The sequence below is a fragment of the Kitasatospora sp. MBT63 genome (assembly GCF_000710465.2).
In the GTDB taxonomy this organism is placed as follows: domain Bacteria; phylum Actinomycetota; class Actinomycetes; order Streptomycetales; family Streptomycetaceae; genus Kitasatospora.
In genome coordinates this window covers 1-18,276 of the sequence record NZ_JAIZ01000059.1, presented here as the reverse complement: position 1 = coordinate 18,276, position 18,276 = coordinate 1, and the positions used below count along the sequence as shown (strand labels likewise).

The 18,276-nt window shown below is 73.3% G+C and carries 15 protein-coding genes; 7 read left to right on the top strand and 8 right to left on the bottom strand.

From position 1 onward, the window contains the following. Positions 1-241: 241 nt before the first annotated feature. The 4 genes from AA75_RS03980 to AA75_RS03965 form a co-directional block, all read right to left on the bottom strand. A complete protein-coding gene (locus AA75_RS03980; RefSeq protein ID WP_033818312.1) occupies positions 242-1,102 on the bottom strand; it encodes a pyridoxamine 5'-phosphate oxidase family protein in 861 nt (286 codons plus the stop codon). After that, positions 1,102-1,578 carry a VOC family protein gene (locus AA75_RS03975; RefSeq protein ID WP_033818311.1) on the bottom strand — a complete coding sequence of 159 codons (477 nt, stop codon included), beginning with the start codon at positions 1,576-1,578 and terminating at the stop codon, positions 1,102-1,104. Before AA75_RS03975 ends, AA75_RS03980 begins: the two co-directional genes overlap by 1 nt. Positions 1,579-1,691: 113 nt before the next feature. After that, positions 1,692-2,717 (bottom strand): hypothetical protein, encoded by a 1,026-nt coding sequence (locus AA75_RS03970; RefSeq protein ID WP_082526232.1) that lies wholly within the window; start codon positions 2,715-2,717, stop codon positions 1,692-1,694. A 259-nt stretch (positions 2,718-2,976) separates the two neighbouring features. Next, positions 2,977-5,127, bottom strand: coding sequence for a protease pro-enzyme activation domain-containing protein (locus AA75_RS03965; RefSeq protein ID WP_051811783.1), 2,151 nt, complete (start codon positions 5,125-5,127; stop codon positions 2,977-2,979). A gap of 200 nt (positions 5,128-5,327) precedes the next feature. On the opposite strand from AA75_RS03965, the gene AA75_RS03960 reads away from it, so the two are divergent. After that, positions 5,328-5,873, top strand: coding sequence for a CGNR zinc finger domain-containing protein (locus tag AA75_RS03960; protein WP_033818310.1), 546 nt, complete (start codon positions 5,328-5,330; stop codon positions 5,871-5,873). A 14-nt stretch (positions 5,874-5,887) separates the two neighbouring features. Here AA75_RS03960 and AA75_RS03955 read toward each other — a convergent pair whose 3' ends face one another. After that, positions 5,888-7,378, bottom strand: coding sequence for an FAD-dependent monooxygenase (locus tag AA75_RS03955; RefSeq protein WP_033818309.1), 1,491 nt, complete (start codon positions 7,376-7,378; stop codon positions 5,888-5,890). A gap of 145 nt (positions 7,379-7,523) precedes the next feature. Between AA75_RS03955 and AA75_RS03950 the strand changes: the two genes are divergently transcribed. After that, positions 7,524-8,756: a bifunctional glycosyltransferase family 2/GtrA family protein gene (locus AA75_RS03950; protein WP_082526230.1), complete on the top strand. Its 1,233-nt coding sequence runs from the start codon at positions 7,524-7,526 to the stop codon at positions 8,754-8,756. 67 nt (positions 8,757-8,823) lie between these two features. Here the strand turns inward: AA75_RS03950 and paaN are convergent, their stop codons facing one another. Both paaN and AA75_RS03940 read right to left on the bottom strand, forming a co-directional pair. Continuing rightward, positions 8,824-10,524 (bottom strand): phenylacetic acid degradation protein PaaN, encoded by a 1,701-nt coding sequence (paaN, locus tag AA75_RS03945; protein WP_033818308.1) that lies wholly within the window; start codon positions 10,522-10,524, stop codon positions 8,824-8,826. Between the two features lie 123 nt (positions 10,525-10,647). Beyond that, positions 10,648-11,949 (bottom strand): glycosyltransferase family 39 protein, encoded by a 1,302-nt coding sequence (locus AA75_RS03940; RefSeq protein WP_233288917.1) that lies wholly within the window; start codon positions 11,947-11,949, stop codon positions 10,648-10,650. A gap of 137 nt (positions 11,950-12,086) precedes the next feature. Between AA75_RS03940 and AA75_RS03935 the strand changes: the two genes are divergently transcribed. Beyond that, entirely contained in the window at positions 12,087-13,052 is a 966-nt protein-coding gene (locus AA75_RS03935) for a glycosyltransferase family 2 protein (protein ID WP_033818307.1), read from the top strand. Positions 13,053-13,132: 80 nt separating this feature from the next. Next, a complete protein-coding gene (locus AA75_RS03930; RefSeq protein WP_149037923.1) occupies positions 13,133-13,744 on the top strand; it encodes a TetR/AcrR family transcriptional regulator in 612 nt (203 codons plus the stop codon). 35 nt (positions 13,745-13,779) lie between these two features. Here AA75_RS03930 and AA75_RS03925 read toward each other — a convergent pair whose 3' ends face one another. Then, positions 13,780-14,250, bottom strand: coding sequence for an Lrp/AsnC family transcriptional regulator (locus AA75_RS03925; RefSeq protein WP_033818305.1), 471 nt, complete (start codon positions 14,248-14,250; stop codon positions 13,780-13,782). Between the two features lie 204 nt (positions 14,251-14,454). Here AA75_RS03925 and pdhA point away from each other — a divergent pair, with 204 nt between their 5' ends. Genes pdhA through AA75_RS03910 form a run of 3 tightly spaced genes read left to right on the top strand, consistent with a single transcriptional unit; the run spans position 14,455 to position 17,901 of the window. Then, entirely contained in the window at positions 14,455-15,603 is a 1,149-nt protein-coding gene (gene pdhA / locus AA75_RS03920) for a pyruvate dehydrogenase (acetyl-transferring) E1 component subunit alpha (protein ID WP_233288918.1), read from the top strand. After that, a complete protein-coding gene (locus AA75_RS03915) occupies positions 15,603-16,607 on the top strand; it encodes an alpha-ketoacid dehydrogenase subunit beta (RefSeq protein WP_033818303.1) in 1,005 nt (334 codons plus the stop codon). The genes pdhA and AA75_RS03915 overlap by 1 nt, the downstream gene beginning before the upstream one ends. A gap of 4 nt (positions 16,608-16,611) precedes the next feature. After that, complete coding sequence (locus AA75_RS03910) at positions 16,612-17,901, top strand: dihydrolipoamide acetyltransferase family protein (protein WP_033818313.1); 1,290 nt, start codon at positions 16,612-16,614, stop codon at positions 17,899-17,901. The last annotated feature ends 375 nt before the right edge of the window (positions 17,902-18,276 follow it).

The following is an 18,276-nucleotide window of genomic DNA, read 5'->3' as shown; positions in this document are numbered from 1 at the left end:
CGCCCCGGGCGGCGGGGTGGCCGCCGTCCTCGGTCCGGGCGGCGTGCAGCCGGGCGAGCCGGCGGGCGCCACAGCCCCGGCAGGCGCAGCCGTCGTCCGGCGGGGCCTCGGTGAACTCGATCAGCACGGTGAGCCTGCCCTTCCGTCGTGGGGAGTGGGCATTCATTCCACGCCGGATTGAGGGAATATCACCTGAAGATATAACAAATAGGTCATCGCCCTGGGGGTCCGGCGGTGGGCCTCAGTGATCGGTCCAGGTCAGTGGGGTGGCGTGGGCGAGGTGGACCACCGCGGTGACCGTGTAGTGGACGACCGGGGCGTCGGGGTCGGCCCAGTCGACGGTGGCGCGGCCGGTCAGCAGGAGTGCGGCGCCGGTCTCCCAGTCGGGGACCAGCAGGCCCGCGGCGGGGTTCAGCTCCAGGTTCCCCAGGGTCATGAACATGGTGTTGCCCGGGAATTCGGGCCAGCTCAGCCGGTCGGGGGCGTGCACGGTGAGCACGCCGGGGGCGCCGCCGCGGTGCGAGGCGTCGACCTTGCCGTCCGGGTCGGCGGTGGCCACGAAGAAGGTGTCGGCGCAGCCCACCGCCAGCTGCTGGGGGAGCGTCAGGGCGGTGCCGGTGGTGGCGGCGGCCGCCTTGGCGGGCGCGTCGTGCGGGCTGCGGCGCCGGATGTGCTTCGGGCAGTTGGCGTACACCTGCTCGGCGGCGATCAGCAGGCCGCCCCGGCCGTCCGGTACGGCGCGCCCGTTGACCCGCATCCGGCGCCGTCCGGCCGGGTCGAGCGCGATGGTGCCGACCTCGGCGCCGCCGGCCAGTGCCTCGGCCAGCGGGTCCCCGGCCACCGGACCGGCGGCGACGGCCAGGGTGTGCTCGTCGGGGGCCCGCAGGAAGCCCGCCGGGCCGCTCAGCGTGGTCGCCCAGAGCCGGCCCGCGCGGTCGGCGGCGCCCACCACCAGGGTGCGGCGCTCGGTGAGGAACCGGGCGGCCACCGGGGGGATGGCTGCGCCGATGGACCGCCCCACGTGGTCGGCCCGCTCCAGCTGCCCGGTGCGGCGCTGGACGGCCCGCTCGCCCCGGTGGTAGCGCGCCCCGGGCCCGGTCATTAGAAGAACCCGCAGGTCGGGGCGGTGCCGTGGGGTGCCTCGGCGGCGGTGTCGGCGATGCCCGCGGGGGTGTAGATCTCCAGCCGGATGCCGTCGGGGTCGGTGAAGAACACCCCGCCGGAGGCCGAGCCCTCGCGGTGCGGCACCACGCCGTCGTGGGCGAACGCCGCGCCCAGCTCCCGCAGGGTCCGCTCGGCGGCCCGGACCTCGTCCGGCGAGTCGACCTGGAACGAGAGGTGGTGCAGCCCGGGGCGGGCCGTCTCGAAGCCGCCGGCGGACTGCTGCCAGAGCGTCAGGACCAGTCGGCCGTCCCGGCCGAGCATGGCGTACCGGCGCTCGGGGTCGGTGCCCTCGGCGGTCACCTCCAGGCCCAGCAGCCGCCGGTAGAAGGCGCAGGAGCGGTCGAGGTCGGTGACGTTGAGACCGATGTGACCGGTCTGCAGGGTGGGGAGGACGGGTGCGGCGGTACCGGACATGCGGACACACTCCCAGGACGGGTCGGCTCGACCGTGCTAACCATTACTGATGACAGTAGGGGTTAGTCCGGGCGGGCGTCAAACCGTTCTGGAGTTGTCTACCGGTTAGAGGGTCACTCCCACTGCCAGCGGATCCCCACCTGCCCGGGCTGCTGGTCCGGCGAGAGCACGTGGGCGCTGGCCGAGGCGCCGATCCACAGCTGCTGGTGATGGCGGTCCACCTCGGCGCCCGGATCGCGGTCGAAGCGCTCGCAGTGCGCCGGTACCGCGGCCGGGTCGAAGTGCACCTGCAGCACGTACTCCCGCACCGGCGCGGCGAAGAACCGCCCGTAGTCGGTGGTCGGCCCGGTGTCGGGGATCGCCACCTCGTACTCGAAGACGGTGGAGTCGCCGAGGCCGAGCGGCCGGTCCAGCAGCAGCTCGGCGACCAGCAGGCCGTTGTCCGGACGGCGCCGGACCCGGCCGAGCCGGGCGTGCCGCACCGAGGTGATCTCCGGGCAGCCGGCCGCGCCCTCGTCCGCCTTGTGCACCACCACCAGGCGGGCCACGTCGGCCACCGTCGCCCGGACCACCTGGCGCATCCGCAGCAGGTAGCCGCGCCGGCCGGCGTCGACGAAGTAGGAGTCGTGGATGGACAGCCGCTCCAGCTGTCCGGTGGGCGGCGCGTCGAGCTCCACGAAGACCTCGCTGATCTCCTGCTCGCCGGGCCAGACGTCCTCCACCCGCAGGGCGTCCGGGCAGACGGGGGTGACCCAGCGCCCGCGCGGCCGGGGCGGGCCGAGCTGCGCGGTGAGCGCGTCCGTGGGCAGTCCGAGCAGCTGTTCCAGCAGCAGGACGGCGCGCAGTGAGGTGGCCCGTTCGGGCTGGCTGCGCCCGCGGCGCCAGTAACTGAGCGTGGTGACACTGACCCTGACGCCCTGTTTGGCGAGGGCGGCCCGGATCCGGTCGAGGCTGAGGCCGCTGGCCTCGATCGCGAGGTTGAGGGTCTCGGCGAAGCCGCTCGGCGGGGCGGCGGGCGGCGTTCTGGGGGCCGGCTGCCCCGGGACGGCCGGTGCCGGGCCGGGCGGGGCTGCCGCCCCGTTGTCCCGTCGGCCTACCAGCCGGAGGCGACCGGCCTGCTGCGGTTGCTGTGAGCCCATCCCGACACCTTCCCCACCAGGTGAGTTCGGCGGGTTCAGCCCGGCGCGCACCTGCGCCGGGAGTTGTGCCACCGAGCTGTGGGAACCCTACGCACGGCCAGAGGTTACGTCATCAACTTGGACATATGACAGTGGTCACGACAAGGAATCGGAAAATCAATCGATCTTGAAACATTGTGGAAACAACAGTACCTGCCCGGACCCTCGCAGGTCCGGGCAGGTGCTGAGGTCTAAACCACATTGACCCGATGAGCGAAAGTCAGGAAATGCTCAGCGTGGCGTCGTCGACAACGAAGCTGGTCTTCAGCGAGGAGTCCTCGACGCCGGTGAACTTCAGCGTCACGGTCTGCCCGGCGAAGGCCGACAGGTCGAAGGTCTTCTGCACGAACCCGGTGGCCGCGTTGGCGTTGGAGTACGTCGCCAGCGTGGTCGAACCGGCCTGGACGGTCAGCTTGTCGTACGCGGTCGAACCGGTCTCCGCGGTGTCGATGTGCACCCAGAAGCTGAACGAGGCCTTGCAGCCGGCCGGGATCGACACGGTCTGCGACAGGGTGTCGGTGTGCGAGGAGCCGTAGCCGTCCATCCACGCCTTCCAGGAGCCCGCGTGCGCGGCCTCGCCGGAGGCGTTGTCGACCACGCCGCTGGAGGCGGTCCACGGGGCCGCGGTGCCGGTCTCGAAGCCGCCGTTGCCGATCAGCTGGGCGGCCGTGCAGCCGCCGGTGGGCGGGGTGGTGGTGCCGCCGCCGAGCAGCGCGCTGGTCAGCTGGTCGGCGACCGGGGTGCCCCAGCCGGTGACCTGGTCGTAGCCGGGCTTGGTGGAGAAGTCCTGGTTCTTGCCGGAGGTGACGTCGTGGAAGACCGAGCCGTAGCTGCTGGAGTTGGCCAGCGCGTAGAGCTTGGGGTTGGCCTCGCCGAGCACCGCCTGGCCGGCCGCCTTGGCCTTCTGGTTGTACAGCGCGGTGTAGCCGGACCACAGCGGCGCGGCCGCCGAGGTGCCGCCGTAGGTCTGCCAGCCGCCGACCGTGTAGATCGCGAAGCCGCTGGCCGGGTCGGCGTTGGAGGAGACGTCCGGGACGGTGCGCATGGTGCCGCTCACCCCGGTGCCGGTCTGCCAGGACGGCTTGGCGAACTGGGTGGAGACGCCGCCGCCCGCGGTGGACCAGGCGCTCTCCGAGGAGTAGGCGTTGCCGCTCACCTTGAGGTTGGTGCCGCCGACGCCGGTGTTGTACGGGCTGGACGCCGGGAAGTCGACCGCCTTGACGCTCGAGCCGCTGTCCGAGCGGGTGCAGTCGCGCGAGCCGTCGTCACCGGAGGCCGAGAAGATCGATATGCCCTGGGCGGCGGCCTGCTTGAAGGAGTTGTTCACCGCGGTCATCGAGGCCGCGGTGGTGTCCGGCTCGCAGGAGCCCCAGGAGATCGAGATGACCGAGGCCCGGTTGTCCGCCACGATCTTGGCGGCCATGTCGATCTCGCCCTGGTCGCTGTTGGGGGCCTCGTAGACCAGCTGGGTGGCCTTCGGGGCGACGCCGCGGACGATCTCGCTGTCCAGCTCGACCTCGCCCTGGCCCTCGCCCGGCTTGCTGTCGTAGCTCGCGCCGTCCACCGAGACGGTGGAGACCGCCGGGCCGGACAGGCCGTACTGGCCGTCGTAGGTGGTCAGGTTCGAGGACTGGTAGCCGTCGAACTCCCAGAGCGCGACGGTCACCCCGGTACCGTCGGCGCCGACCTTGCCCAGGTTGTAGGCGCCGTCGTACTGCGCCGGGCCGAAGCCGCTGGGCGCGGCCTTCGGGGTCGAGCCGTTCGGCTTGGCCAGCTGGGCCTTGCGCACGGTGTGGTTGTTCAGGCCGAGCACGCCGTCGACCACGCCGACCAGCGCGGCCGGCACCGAGGCGGCGGAGTCGTTGGCGAAGAAGGTCCGGCCGCCCTGGGTCGGGTCGGTGTAGGAGCTCTCGTGGGTGCCGAAGGCCTTGGCCAGCTGGTCGGCGGTGCCCTGGGCGTTGACCACCTGGCGGTTGGCGCTGACCGAGGAGACGGACAGGCCCTGCGAGGTCAGGAACGCGCGGACCTGCTCCACGTCGGCCTGGGTCGGGCCGTAGGCGGCGGTGAACTGCTCCGGCGTCAGGTAGTGGCCGTACTCCGGGGTGCCCGGGGTGGCCACCGCGGCCAGGAAGCGGTCCAGGCCGGCGGTGTTGCGCAGCTTGAGGCTGACCGACACCGAGAGCTGCTGCGCGGCGGGGACGTCGCCCTGCTTCTGCGAGCGGGCCACCGCGGGGGTGACGGTGTTGGGCAGGGACACGCGGGCGCTGGCGTTGGGGACCGGCGCGGCCTGGGCGGTGGAGACGCCCAAGGAGAAGGCGGTGAGCGGCAGGACGGCGATAGCCGCGGAAAGGGCGAGCGAGCGGGGTCGCACGGGCTCCTCCGGAAAGTGTGGGGCGTTCCGGGTTCGAAAACGCTTTCCAGACCCTCGCAGAGAATTCGAGTGAATAGGCCCATGGCCCGGCAATTGCTTACTAAAGAACAGTCAAGTGTGGACGGCGAATTCATGAACAGAATGGGTGCCGATGAATACAGTGAATAGCGCCCGAGGAGAACGGAGTTACACTCGGCCCCATGGCTGACCCCCGCGACCCGCGCCCGCTGACCGGCGAACCGCTCTCGCTCGATCTGCTCAACACGCGCTGGGCCGGCACCCCCGTCAACGACCTGCTCACCGACCTCGACGGCTACCGTACCTGGCTCGCCTCCAACTGCCTCGCCGGGCGCTGCCCCGCCGACCAGCAGGGCCTCGACGCCGTCCGGGCCACCCGCGACGCGCTGCAGTCGCTCCTCGACGACGCCGCGGCCGGCCGGCCCGCCGACCCGCGGGCGCTCAACGCGATCCTCGCCCGCGGCCGGCTGCGCCACAGCCTGACCCCGGACGGCCCCGAGCAGCGCGTCGAGGTGGACGGCGAGCAGTGGCTGGCCGCCTGGCTCGCCGCCGACAATTACCTCGAACTCCTCGGCCGGGGCGCGCACCGCATCAAGGCCTGCGCCCACCCCAACTGCATTCTTCACTTTTTCGACACATCCCAGAACGGCCGCCGCCGGTGGTGCTCGATGGCCGTCTGCGGAAATCGGGCGAAAGCCGCCAGACACTACGAGAAGGCCACCCGCTGACCGGTGGGGGAACGCTACTCGGACGCGCTGCCCAGCCACTCGGTCAGGGCCGCCCGCAGCTCCCCCTCGGTCGGGTCGACGGCCGCCCAGGCCGCGTAGCCGTCCGGCCGCACCAGCAGCACGGTGTCCCGCAGCTTGCCGTGCGGGTCGGCCGGGGCCGCAGTCACCAGCCGCTGCGCCCACGGCCCGGCCACCGGCAGCTCGTCGTTGGCGACCAGCACCGCCCGGCCGGCCCGCAGCGCCTCGTACAGCCGCGCCGGACCGCCCGGCCGGTCCACCGCCAGCCGCAGGTCAGGTACCCGCCGCCCGGCCAGCGGGTGCGCGTCGGCCGGCGCCGGGTAACGGATCGCCAGGCCGGACACCTGCCGGGCGCCGAGCCGGGCCAGCGGGCCGAGCCGGTCGGCCGCCGAGACCACCACCGACCGCAGCGCCCGGGTCGGCGCGGACTGCGCGAGCGCGGCCCGGATCAGCGCGCCCGAGCTGCGCAGCACCGCCCGGCCGACCGGGTGGCGCTCCTGCTGGTAGCTGTCCAGCAGGGCGTCGGTGGCCTCGCCCCGGCAGGCCGCGACCAGCTTCCAGCTCAGGTTGGCGGCGTCCTGCAGGCCGGTGTTCATGCCCTGGCCGCCGGCCGGGGAGTGGCAGTGCGCCGCGTCCCCGGCCAGGAAGACCCGGCCCGAACGGTAGCTGGGCACCTGGCGTTCGTCGCTGTGGAAGCGCGACAGCCAGCGCGCGTCGTGCAGACCGAGGTCCTGCCCGAGCACCGTACGGGTGAGCTCGGCCAGCTCGGACAGGTCGGGCCGGGCGTCGTCCCGCACGCGCCGGTGCCGGTCCCAGGCGATCACCCGGTACCAGCCGTCGCCGAACGGCACCAGGAAGGCGAACCCCGCCTCGGTGGCACCGACCGTCAGCACCTCCTCGGGCTCACGCTCCAGCCGGACGTCGGCCAGCAGCACCGAGTCCACCACCGACTCACCGGGGAACGGGATGCCCAGCAGGTCCCGGACGGCGCTGCGCACACCGTCCGCGCCGACCACGTACCGCGCCCGGTGCTCCTCCAGCGGCCCGTCGGCGCCGCCCCGGCGGCAGGTCACCGTCACCGACCGGCCGTCCTGCCGCAGCCCCGTCACCTCGGCGCCCCGCAGGATCGTCGCACCGGCCTTCGACGCCCGCTCCTGGAGCAGGCGTTCGGTGTTGGACTGCGGGGTGATCAGCACGAACGGGAAGCGGCTGCGCAGCTGCCCCAGCTCGATCCGCAGCCGGCCGAACAGCCGCAGCGAGCGCAGCGCCGTCCCGGTCGCCACCAGGTCGTCGGCCAGAGCGCGGGCGTCCAGCAGCTCCAGGGTGCGGGCGTGCACGGCGAAGGCCCGGGTCAGGTTCGACTCGGTGTCGCGCTTCTCCAGCACCGTCACCCGCAGCCCGGCCGCGGCGAGGTCGCCGGCCAGCAGGAGGCCGGTCGGGCCGGCTCCCACGACCAGCACGTCGGAGCCGATCTGATTGTCTGACATGGGCCATCTCCCGGTGGTCGGCACGGCACTTCGGGGCTGCGCGTCGGAACGCGGTGCGACGGGGCGGGCGGCGCGGTCCGGCTTCTCAGGGTGCTCTCAGCCTCCCATCATCGCGGCCCCATCCGGGGCTGTGAATGTCCTTCCCATGACTCAGCCCCTGACGCACGGCACGGCCCTGGTCGATCCGGCGTCCACGGACCGGCGCAAGCCGCGCGTGGGCACCGTCGAGGTGGTCGTCCCCGTCTTCAACGAGGAGCACACCGTCGAGCGGTGCGTCCGCCGCCTGCACGCCTACCTCGACGAGACCTTCCCCTACCCGTACCGGATCACCGTCGCCGACAACGCCAGCACCGACGGCACCTGGGCGGTGGCCACCGCGCTGGCCGCCGAGTTCCCCCGGGTGAACGCCGTCCACCTGGACCTCAAGGGCCGCGGCCGGGCGCTGCGCCAGGTCTGGGGCGCCAGCGAGGCCGACGTGGTGGCCTACATGGACGTCGACCTGTCGACCGGCCTGGAGGCGTTCCTGCCGCTGGTCGCGCCGCTGCTGTCCGGCCACAGCGACCTGGCCATCGGCAGCCGGCTGCACCGCGGCTCGGCGGTGGTGCGCGGCCCCAAACGGGAGTTCATCTCGCGCACCTACAACCTGCTGCTGCGGGCCACCATGGCGGCCAAGTTCTCGGACGCGCAGTGCGGGTTCAAGGCCGGGCGCACCGAGGTGGTCCGGCGGCTGCTGGAGGAGGTGGAGGACAACGCCTGGTTCTTCGACACCGAGCTGCTGCTGCTGGCCGAACGGTCCGGCCTGCGGATCCACGAGGTGCCGGTGGACTGGGTGGACGACCCGGACAGCCGGGTGGACATCGTCCGCACCGCGCTGGACGACCTGCGGGGGATGGCCCGGGTGGCCCGCCGCTCGCTGGCCGGCACCGGCCGGGTGGAGCTGCCTGAGCGGGTCCGGCAGGCGCAGCTGCCGCCGGGCCTCGGCTGGCAGCTGGCGAGCTTCGCGGTGATCGGGACCCTGTCCACGCTGGCCTACGTGCTGCTGTTCCTGATGCTGCGCCAGGCGGTGCCGGCGCTGTTCGCCAACGCGCTGGCCCTGGGGGTGACGGCGGTGGTCAACACGGCGGCCAACCGGCGTTTCACGTTCGGCGTCACCGGCCGCCGGGACGCCCTGAAACACCAGGTGGAGGGCGGGATCGCATTCCTGCTGGGCCTGGTGCTGAGCAGCGCCGCGATCGGGCTGCTGCACCTGCTGCGGCCGCAGTCGGCGCACGCGGCGGAGCTGGCCGCGCTGGTGGCGGCGAACGCGCTCGCCACGGTGGTGCGGTTCCTGCTGCTGCGGGTGTGGGTGTTCAACCCGCGCCGGGCCCGGCGGTCCTGACGCCCAGCCACGAGAACTCCGGTGGCCCGCTCCGACTCCCCCCGGGAGCGGGCCACCGGACCGGTTGTCAGACGTGCCGGCGGATCTCGACGGTGCGGAACCGGTTGGCGACGAAGGCGCCGTCGCAGTAGGCCGCGTTGGCCGCCGGGTTGGCGCCGGTGCCGTGCAGGTCGGAGAAGGCCGCGGTCTGGTTGACGAAGACCCCGCCGGTGAGGTTCAGCGAGAGTGAGACGCCGGCGTCCAGGCAGGCGTCGACCAGCGCGGCCTCGACCTCCTCGGAGACCGTGTACGCCCCGGCGGTCATCGCGCCGTGCTCCTTGACGGTGCGGCGCAGCAGCTCGACCGCCGCCTCGGTGGAGTCCACCGCGACCGCGAACGCCACCGGGCCGAAGCACTCGCCGAGGAACGCCGCCCGGTCGTCCGGCTTGTCCGCGTCGACCGTGATCAGCGCGGGGGTGCGGATGGTCGCGCCGGGGAACTCGGCCGACTCCACCACCCGCGGGGCCAGCGCCGGCTCGCCGTACTCGCCGCCGGCCGCGGCGACCGTGCGGGCCAGCACGCCCGGGTTGACCACGGCGCCGAGGATCGCGGCGGCCTTGGCGTCGTCGCGCAGCAGGCCCTGGACGGCGGCGGCGAGGTCCGCGACCACCTCGTCGTAGGACTTGGAGCCCTCGTCGGTGCGGATGCCGGTGCGCGGGATCAGCAGGTTCTGCGGGGTGGTGCACATCTGGCCGCTGTAGAGGGACAGCGCGAAGGCCAGGTTGCCGAGCATGCCGCGGTAGTTGTCGGTGGAGTCGATCACCACCGTGTTGAGGCCGGCCTTCTCGGTGTAGACCAGGGCCTGGCGGGCGTTGTCCTCCAGCCAGTCGCCGAAGGCGGTGGAGCCGGTGTAGTCGATCAGCTTGACCTCGGGGCGGACGGCCAGCGTCTTGGCGATCGTGCCGCCCTCGTGCTCGGCGGCCAGGCACACCAGGTTGGGGTCGAAGCCGGCCTCGGCGAGCACCTCGCGGGCCACCTCGACGGTCATCGCGAGCGGGAGCACGGCCCGCGGGTGCGGCTTGACCAGGACCGGGTTGCCGGTGGCCAGCGAGGCGAACAGGCCCGGGTAGCCGTTCCAGGTCGGGAAGGTGTTGCAGCCGATCAGCAGCGCCAGGCCGCGCGGCACCACGGTGAACTCCTTGACCATGGTGAGCGGGTCGCGCTTGCCCTGCGGCTTGGTCCACGGCGCGCTCTGCGGCAGCCGGGTCTGCTCGGCGTACGCGTAGGCGACGGCCTCCAGACCGCGGTCCTGGGCGTGCGGGCCGCCGGCCTGGAAGGCCATCCCGTACGCCTGGCCGGTGGTGTGCATCACCGCGTGCGCGAACTCGTGCGAGCGGGCGTTGATCCGGGCCAGGATCTCCAGGCAGACCGCCGCCCGGGCCGCCGGGCCGGCCGCCGCCCAGCCGGGGCGGGCCGCCTCCAGCGCGGCGATCAGCGCGTCCGGGTCCGCGTGCGGGTAGCTGACGCCGAGCTCGATCCCGTACGGCGAGGCCTCGCCGCTCACCGGGTCGCCGCCGGCCGGCTGGCCCGCGATCTCGAACAGCCGGCCGAGGCGGGCCTCGAAGGCGGCTTTGCCGTCCGCCGGGCCGCTCTCGCCGTAGGCCTTCGGGAACTCCGGGTACGGGGACCAGTAGTCGCGGCTCCCGATCGCGGCGAGGGCGCGGTCGAGGGTCTCCTGGTGGCGTTCGATCAGTTCGGCGACCGGAGGGGTCGGGGTCGCAGCAGCCATGGTGCGCTCCTCATAGGGGCGGGCTCGGTGAGGCGGTGCAGGGTACACCTCAGCGTAACCGAACGATCGGTCGGGGCAAGACCCCCCGGGGGGTTGCGTCCGGAGCGCCCGCCCGCCCGCGGCCTACGGGATGCCGAGCTCGAACAGCACGTAGCCCGCGTACCAGCCGGAGGCGACGGCCGCGGTGCCGAGCACCACGGCCAGCGAGGTGCGCGACAGCCGGCGCAGGGCCACCGCGACCGGGATGAACAGCGGGAAGGCGGGGAGCAGGTAGCGGGAGGTGTTGCCGAAGATCTGCTGGCTGCCGAGCACCAGGACGATGGTGACCACCGTGTAGACGAGCAGGTGGACCGGCAGGCGCAGCCGGACCAGCAGGGTCAGCAGGATCGGCAGCGTGACCACCAGCAGGACACCGATCAGGTCCTCGGTCGGGTAGGCGAACAGGTAGTTGTTGTGGCCGAGCAGCACGCCCTCGAAGACCTTCAGGGTGTGCGCGCCGCTGTCGAAGTAGTGCAGCCAGCCGCCGCGCTGCAGCTTGAAGTAGCCGGTCAGGTCGCCCATCTGCCAGCCGACCCAGGCGATGTAGCCGAACAGGCCGAGCGGGGCGACGGCCCCGGCCACCAGCGGGCCGAGCACGCCGTCCCGGCGGCGGTACAGGGCGAGCAGCGCGGCCACCCCGAGCGCGGCCACCAGGGCTGCGGCGGTCGGCCGGTTGAGCCCGGCGACGAAGGTGGTGACCCCGGCCGCGAGCCAGTTGCGCTCCAGCACGAACCAGCAGGCCCAGACGGCCAGCGCGACGAACAGCGAGTCCGAGTAGACCGCCCACTCGGCCCCCGAGCCGGGGAACACGCCCCACAGCGCCGCCGCGATCACACCGGTGCGGCGGTCGGTCAGCGCCGCCGTGAGCCGGTAGATCCCCGCCGCCGCGACGAACGACGCCACCACCGAGACCAGCATCCCCGCGCCGTACAGGCCGAGGCCGGTGACCGCCGAGACCATCTTGATCAGGCCGGGGTACAGCGGGAAGAACGCCGAGGAGTCCTGCTGGTACGACCAGACCTGGCCGACCAGCGGCACCAGGTGCGGGTGGTAGCCGTTCTGCGCCACCTGCTGGTACCACCAGCCGTCCCAGCCGCCGAGCACGTCCCACGGGTGCCTGCCGCCGCCGAACCGGGGGTCCTTGGTGAGGTACTCGCCGGACCACTCCAGCAACCGCATGAACACCGCGAAGCCGATCAGCTTCACCGCGCCGTACAGCGCCAGCGCCGGGCCGTACTCCCGCGCCGCGCCGCGGGCCCCGGCGCGCAGCCGCCCGGGGCGCCCGGCCGGGGCGGGGCCCGGTCCGGTGGTGTGCGGAGGTCCCTCGACGTCCGCTTCGGCCATCACGTCCATGGGGATGTGGTCCTGACTTCCGCTGGTGGTCACCCGGAGATGATCCCCCAGTGTGCCGTGCGCCCCCAAGGCCGAACAGTGGTCCGTACCAATCCGTCCTGCCGGTGTCCGGGAGGGCGCGGGTAAACTCCCAGCACCGCCGGGCCGAGGCCCCGAACCGGGAGTGTCCGATGACTTCAGTGCCGCCGCCCGCCGTCACACTCTCCGTGGTCGTGCCGATGTTCAACGAGCAGGAGGCGCTGCCCGCCCTGGTCGAGCGGCTGCGGCCGGTCCTCGACGGCATCGGCGTGCGCTACGAGGTGGTCGCCGTCGACGACGGCAGCTCCGACAAGACCCCGGCCCTGCTCCGGGACGCCCGGGCCGCGTGGCCCGAGCTGAGGGTGATCAGGCTGCGCCGCAACAGCGGCCACCAGGCCGCCCTCACCGCCGGCCTGCACCGGTCGGCCGGCGCGTACGTCGCCAGCATCGACGCCGACCTCCAGGACCCGCCCGAGAAGATCCCCGAGATGCTGGAGCTGGCCCGCACCCGGCAGCTCGACGTGGTCTACGGCGTCCGCGGCGACCGCAGCACCGACAGCGGCTTCAAGCGCCGCACCGCGGGCGCCTACTACTGGCTGATGCGACGGCTGGCCGGCAAGCAGGTGCCCGCCCAGGCCGGGGACTTCCGGCTGCTCAGCCGGGAGGCCGTCGACGCCCTGAAGTCGCTGCCCGACCAGCAGCAGGTCTACCGCCTGCTGGTGCCGTGGCTGGGATTCCCCAGCGGGGAGGTGCACTACCACCGCGACGAGCGGGTGGCGGGCGAGACCAAGTACCCGCTCAGCAAGATGGTCCGGCTCGCGCTGGACAGCGTCACCGGCTTCTCCGCGGCGCCGCTGCGGATCGCCACCTGGCTGGGGGTGGTGAGCTTCTTCACCTGCCTGGCGATGCTGGTCTTCACCATGACCGCCTACCTGGCCGGCCACACCGTGCCGGGCTGGACCTCGCTGTTCACCGGCATCCTGTTCATCGGCGGGGTGCAGCTCATCTGCGTCGGCCTGCTCGGCGAGTACATCGGGCGGATCTACACCGCGGTGCAGCGGCGGCCCACCTACTTCATCGCCGACGACTCCGCAGACGACCCGGCCCGGGAGTTCTGACCCGAACCGCACGCGCCAGGACCCGTCCAGGACCCGGCCCCGGCTCCCCGGGCCCGCGGACGCCGGGGATACTCGTGCACATGGCCGAGAACTCCACCCGCACCGCGTACACCGTCGACTCGCTGCTCGCCGTCACGGTGGAGGTCTTCAACGAGCGGGGCTACGACGGCACCTCGATGGAGGACCTGTCGCGGGCGGCCGGCATCTCCAAGTCCTCGATCTACCACCACGTCCGGGGCAAGGAGGAGCTGCTCAGGCTGGCCGTCGGACGGGCCCTGGACGCCCTGTTCGGCATCCTCGAGGAGCCCGCGGCGGCCACCGGCCGTTCGGTGGACCGGCTGGAGCACGTGGTGCGCCGCACCGCCGAGGTCCTGCTCGCCGAACTCCCCTACGTGACACTGCTGCTGCGGGTGCGCGGCAACACCGGGACCGAGCAGTGGGCGCTGGAGCGCCGGCGCGACTTCGACCACCGGGTGGCCGAGCTGCTGCGCGCCGCCGTGGCCGAGGGTTCGCTGCGCTCCGACGTCGAGCCGAGGCTGGCCACCCGGCTGCTGTTCGGCATGATCAACTCGATTGTGGAGTGGTACCGACCGGGCAGCCGCAGCGCCGACGGGGTCGCCGACGCGGTGGTCCACCTCGCGTTCGACGGCCTGCGGGCCGCCGACCGCGCAGCACGCCCGCAGGGCGCCTAGCTCCGCGGCGGACCGGGGCGGTTCAGCGGGTCGGGCTACGGTGCCGGGTCCGGCGGGACCTGGTCGGTCTCCTCGAACACCAGCAGGGTCTGCGTGGTGAGCACCTGCGGGACGGACTGGATCCGGTTCAGCACCAGCTCGCGCAGCGTCCGGTTGTCGGCCGTGTGGACCAGCAGCAGGACGTCGAACTCGCCGCCGACCAGTGCGATGTGCGCCACCCCCGGCAGCTGGAGCAGCTGCTCGCGCACCGTCCGCCAGGAGTTCTGGACGATCTTCAGGGTGATGTAGGCGGACGCCCCCTGCCCGGCCCGTTCGTGGTCGACCCGGGCGGTGAAGCCGCGGATGATGCCGTCCTCGACCATCCTGGATATCCGGGCGTAGGCGTTCGCCCGTGACACGTGCACCCGCTCGGCCACCGAGCGGATGGAGGCGCGACCGTCCTGCTGCAGGAGCCGCAGGATCGACCGGTCGACACGGTCGAGTCTGGACGTCTGTTCAGCCGACATGGCCCCCTACCCTCCCCGATTGGACGTGCTGATCCCAGGAGACCCCGGTTGAGGCCGAATGTCCACCACCTTGTCGCGACTGTGGCCAGAATGACCAGTCGACCGAACAATCGGTAGGGAGCGACGGCGCCCCGTGCCGCCGCCCGCCGCACCCGCACCACGGCATCACCACTGCCCCTGCAGCACCCTCCCCGACCCTTGGAGGTGCCCGAGATGACCGTTCTCGATCACAGACACCCGGCCGCCGTCCCCGGCTGGCTGCCCGGCGCCACCGGACCCCGGAGCGATCCGGCGCCGCTGCTGCCCGACGCCACCCCGGTCCGGGTGCTCGGCACCCCCGCGCTGGAGAAGACCGACCCCGAGCTGCTGCACGAGCTCTACCGCCGGCTGGTGGTCGGCCGCCGCTACAACCAGCAGGCCACCACCCTCACCAAGCAGGGCCGGCTCGCCGTCTACCCGGCCTCCACCGGCCAGGAGGCCTGCCAGGTGGCCGCCGCGATGGCCCTCGGCGAGCAGGACTGGCTCTTCCCCAGCTACCGCGACACCCTCGCGGTGGTCTCCCGCGGCGTCGACCCGCTGGAAGCGCTCACCCTGCTGCGCGGCAACGCCCACACCGGCTACGACCCCAAGGCCACCCGGACCGCCCCGCTCGCCACCCCGCTGGCCACCCAGGCCCCGCACGCCGTCGGCCTCGCCCACGCGGCCCGGCTGGCCGGCGACCCGGTGGTCGCGCTCGCCATGCTCGGCGACGGCGGCACCAGCGAGGGCGACTTCCACGAGGCGCTGAACTTCGCCGCCGTGCTGAACGCCCCGGTGGTCTTCCTGGTGCAGAACAACGGCTACGCCATCTCCGTGCCGCTCACCCAGCAGTCCGCCGCGCCGAGCCTCGCCCACAAGGCCGTCGGCTACGGCATCCCCGGCCGGCTGGTCGACGGCAACGACGCCCCCGCCCTGCACGCCGTCCTCACCGAGGCCGTCGAGCGGGCCCGCTCCGGCGGCGGCCCGACCCTGATCGAGGCACTCACCTACCGCATCGAGGCGCACACCAACGCCGACGACGCCACCCGCTACCGCGAGGACGACGAGGTCGCCGCCTGGCGCGAGCACGACCCGATCCTGCTGATGGAACGCCACCTGGCCGCCGCCGGGATGCTGGACGACGCGCTGGTCCGCGACTGCGCCGCCCAGGCCGAGGACCTCGCCGCCCGGATGCGCGCCGAGTTCCACGCCGACGCCCAGCTCGACCCGATGTCGCTGTTCGCCCACGTCTACGCCGAACCCACCCCCCAACTGCGCGAGCAGGCCGACCAGCTCGCCGCCGAACTCGCGGCCGAGGCCGAGGTGCACCACTGATGACCACCGCGACCCCCGTCCGCGGCGCCCGCACGGCCAGCATGGCGCAGGCGCTCAACTCGGCCCTGCGCGACGCCATGCAGGCCGACCCGGCGGTCCACGTCCTCGGCGAGGACGTCGGACAGCTCGGCGGTGTCTTCCGCATCACCGACGGCCTGACCAAGGAGTTCGGCGCCGACCGCTGCCTGGACACCCCGCTCGCCGAGGCCGGCATCCTCGGCACCGCCGTCGGCATGGCCATGTACGGCCTGCGGCCGGTGGTCGAGATGCAGTTCGACGCCTTCGCCTACCCGGCGATGGAGCAGCTGTTCTCGCACGTCGCCAAGATGCGCAACCGCACGGCCGGCCGGCTCCCGCTGCCGATCACCATCCGGATCCCCTACGGCGGCGGCATCGGCGGCGTCGAGCACCACAGCGACTCCTCCGAGGCCTACTACACCCACACCCCCGGCCTGCACGTGGTCACCCCGGCCACCGTCGCCGACGCGTACGGGCTGCTGCGCGCCTCGATCGCCTCCGACGACCCGGTGGTCTTCCTGGAGCCCAAGCGGCTCTACTGGGGCAAGACCGAGTTCGACCCGGCGCTCCCGGTCGAGCCGATCGGCAGGGCGGTGCTGCGCCGCACCGGCCGCTCCGCCGTGCTGATCACCTACGGGCCCTCGCTGCCGGTCTGCCTGGAGGCCGCCGAGGCGGCCCGGGCGGAGGGCTGGGACCTCGCGGTGCTGGACCTGCGCAGCCTGGTGCCGTTCGACGAGCAGACCGTCTGCGAGGTGGTCCGCTCGATCGGGCGGGCCGTCGTGGTGCACGAGGCGAGCGGTTTCGGCGGGGCGGGCGCGGAGATCGCCGCCCGGGTCACCGAGAAGTGCTTCCACCACCTGGCCGCGCCGGTGCTGCGGGTCACCGGTTTCGACATCCCGTTCCCGCCGCCGATGCTGGAGCACCACCACCTGCCCGGGGTGGACCGGATCCTGGACGCGGTCGCCCGGCTGCAGTGGGAGGACTGACGTGATGCCCGTGGTACGCGAGTTCACCCTGCCGGACCTCGGTGAAGGTCTCACCGGGGCCGAGGTGGTGCGCTGGATGGTCGAGGTCGGCGAGGTCATCGCCGTTGACCAGCCGGTGGTCGAGGTGGAGACCGCCAAGGCCGTGGTGGAGGTGCCCTGCCCGTACGGCGGCGTGGTCACCGCCCGGTTCGGCGAGGTGGGCGAGGAGGTGCCGGTCGGCGCGCCGCTGGTGACCGTCGCGGTCTCGCCCGGGGAGGGACCCCCGGTGACCGGCGGCGGCGCGGACGAGCGCCCGTTGGTCGGGTACGGGGTCGCCGACGGGCCCAAGGGCGCCCGGCGCGGCCGGATCCGCCCCGCCGCCGCGGCCGCTGCTCCGGTCATCGCTCCGGCTCCGGCCGTACCGGTGGCGGTCGCCACCGCCGCGCCGTCGGTGGTCGCGGTGATCTCCCCGCTGGTCCGGCGGCTGGCCCGGGAGCACGGCGTCGACCTGGCCGCGCTCACCGGCAGCGGCCCGGACGGGCTGATCATGCGGGCCGACGTGGACCGCGCGGTCGCCGCGCCCGCCGTGCCGGCGGCCGCCCCGGCCGTGGTGCCGGGCGCCGCCGAGGACGAGCTCGTCCCGCTGCGCGGCCTGCGCCGCACCGTCGCGGAGAAGCTCACCCGCAGCCACCACGAGATCCCCGCCGCGACCTGCTGGGTCGACGCGGACGCCACCGCCCTGATGGAGCTGCGCGCGCAGCTGAACCGCGCCGCCGGACCGAAGATCAGTGTGCTGGCGCTGCTGGCCCGGATCTGCACGGTGGCGCTGGCCCGCTTCCCGGAGCTCAACTCCAGCGTCGAGCCGGACGGTTCGGCGATCCGCCGGCACGCCGCCGTGCACCTGGGCTTCGCCGCCCAGGGCGAACGCGGCCTGGTGGTACCGGTGGTGCGGGACGCCCACACCCTGGGCACCGAGCAGCTCGGTGCCGAGCTGGCCCGGCTGACCGAGGCGGCCCGGGCCTCCTCGCTGACCCCGGCCGAGCTGACCGGCGGGACCTTCACGCTGAACAACTACGGCGTGTTCGGGGTGGACGGCTCGACCCCGATCCTCAACCACCCGGAGGCGGCGATGCTGGGGGTCGGCCGGATCACCCCGAAGCCGTGGGTGCACCAGGGGGAGCTGGCGGTCCGCCAGGTCACCCAGCTGTCCTTCACCTTCGACCACCGGGTCTGCGACGGCGGTACGGCGGGCGGGTTCCTGCGCTTCGTCGCCGACTGCGTGGAGCAGCCCGGAATGCTGCTGCGACAGCTGTGAACCGTCACCGTGCGCGCCCTTCCCGGCGCGCACGGTGGCCATAGGTCGGGCGAGCGTAGCGTGCGGGCGGGCCGGTTGTCCGGCCTTCGTCCGTCTTGTCGGATGAGCTGTTCGGGCGTGCCACTCTGCTGAAGGCGTCAGCAGAGACAGACCAGGTGTGGTTGGGACGACCGGAAGCGAAACGATTCTCTTGGGCACTCGTCAACTCGCGGTGAAGGCACGCCCGCTGAAAGTCAGGGCCGGACACGGATCGACGGCGGCCGCGGCCGTGCCGGGCCTCCCGCACACTCCCCCCGAACCGTCGCCCGGCCCGCAGGGCCCCCGGGCCGCGCAGGACCCCCCGGCCCCCGAGACGCCCCGGACCCCCGGGCCTCC

What these genes read in the sequence shown, in the direction of transcription:
- AA75_RS03915 (WP_033818303.1), top strand. Translation starts at nt 15,603, where the DNA reads ATGACCACCGCGACCCCCGTCCGCGGCGCCCGCACGGCCAGCATGGCG.
- AA75_RS03960 (WP_033818310.1), top strand. Translation starts at nt 5,328, where the DNA reads ATGGCTGACCCCCGCGACCCGCGCCCGCTGACCGGCGAACCGCTCTCG.
- AA75_RS03925 (WP_033818305.1), bottom strand. Translation starts at nt 14,250, where the DNA reads ATGTCGGCTGAACAGACGTCCAGACTCGACCGTGTCGACCGGTCGATC.
- AA75_RS03950 (WP_082526230.1), top strand. Translation starts at nt 7,524, where the DNA reads ATGACTCAGCCCCTGACGCACGGCACGGCCCTGGTCGATCCGGCGTCC.
- AA75_RS03910 (WP_033818313.1), top strand. Translation starts at nt 16,612, where the DNA reads ATGCCCGTGGTACGCGAGTTCACCCTGCCGGACCTCGGTGAAGGTCTC.
- AA75_RS03955 (WP_033818309.1), bottom strand. Translation starts at nt 7,378, where the DNA reads ATGTCAGACAATCAGATCGGCTCCGACGTGCTGGTCGTGGGAGCCGGC.
- AA75_RS03975 (WP_033818311.1), bottom strand. Translation starts at nt 1,578, where the DNA reads ATGTCCGGTACCGCCGCACCCGTCCTCCCCACCCTGCAGACCGGTCAC.
- AA75_RS03980 (WP_033818312.1), bottom strand. Translation starts at nt 1,102, where the DNA reads ATGACCGGGCCCGGGGCGCGCTACCACCGGGGCGAGCGGGCCGTCCAG.
- paaN (WP_033818308.1), bottom strand. Translation starts at nt 10,524, where the DNA reads ATGGCTGCTGCGACCCCGACCCCTCCGGTCGCCGAACTGATCGAACGC.
- AA75_RS03970 (WP_082526232.1), bottom strand. Translation starts at nt 2,717, where the DNA reads ATGGGCTCACAGCAACCGCAGCAGGCCGGTCGCCTCCGGCTGGTAGGC.
- AA75_RS03935 (WP_033818307.1), top strand. Translation starts at nt 12,087, where the DNA reads ATGACTTCAGTGCCGCCGCCCGCCGTCACACTCTCCGTGGTCGTGCCG.
- AA75_RS03930 (WP_149037923.1), top strand. Translation starts at nt 13,133, where the DNA reads ATGGCCGAGAACTCCACCCGCACCGCGTACACCGTCGACTCGCTGCTC.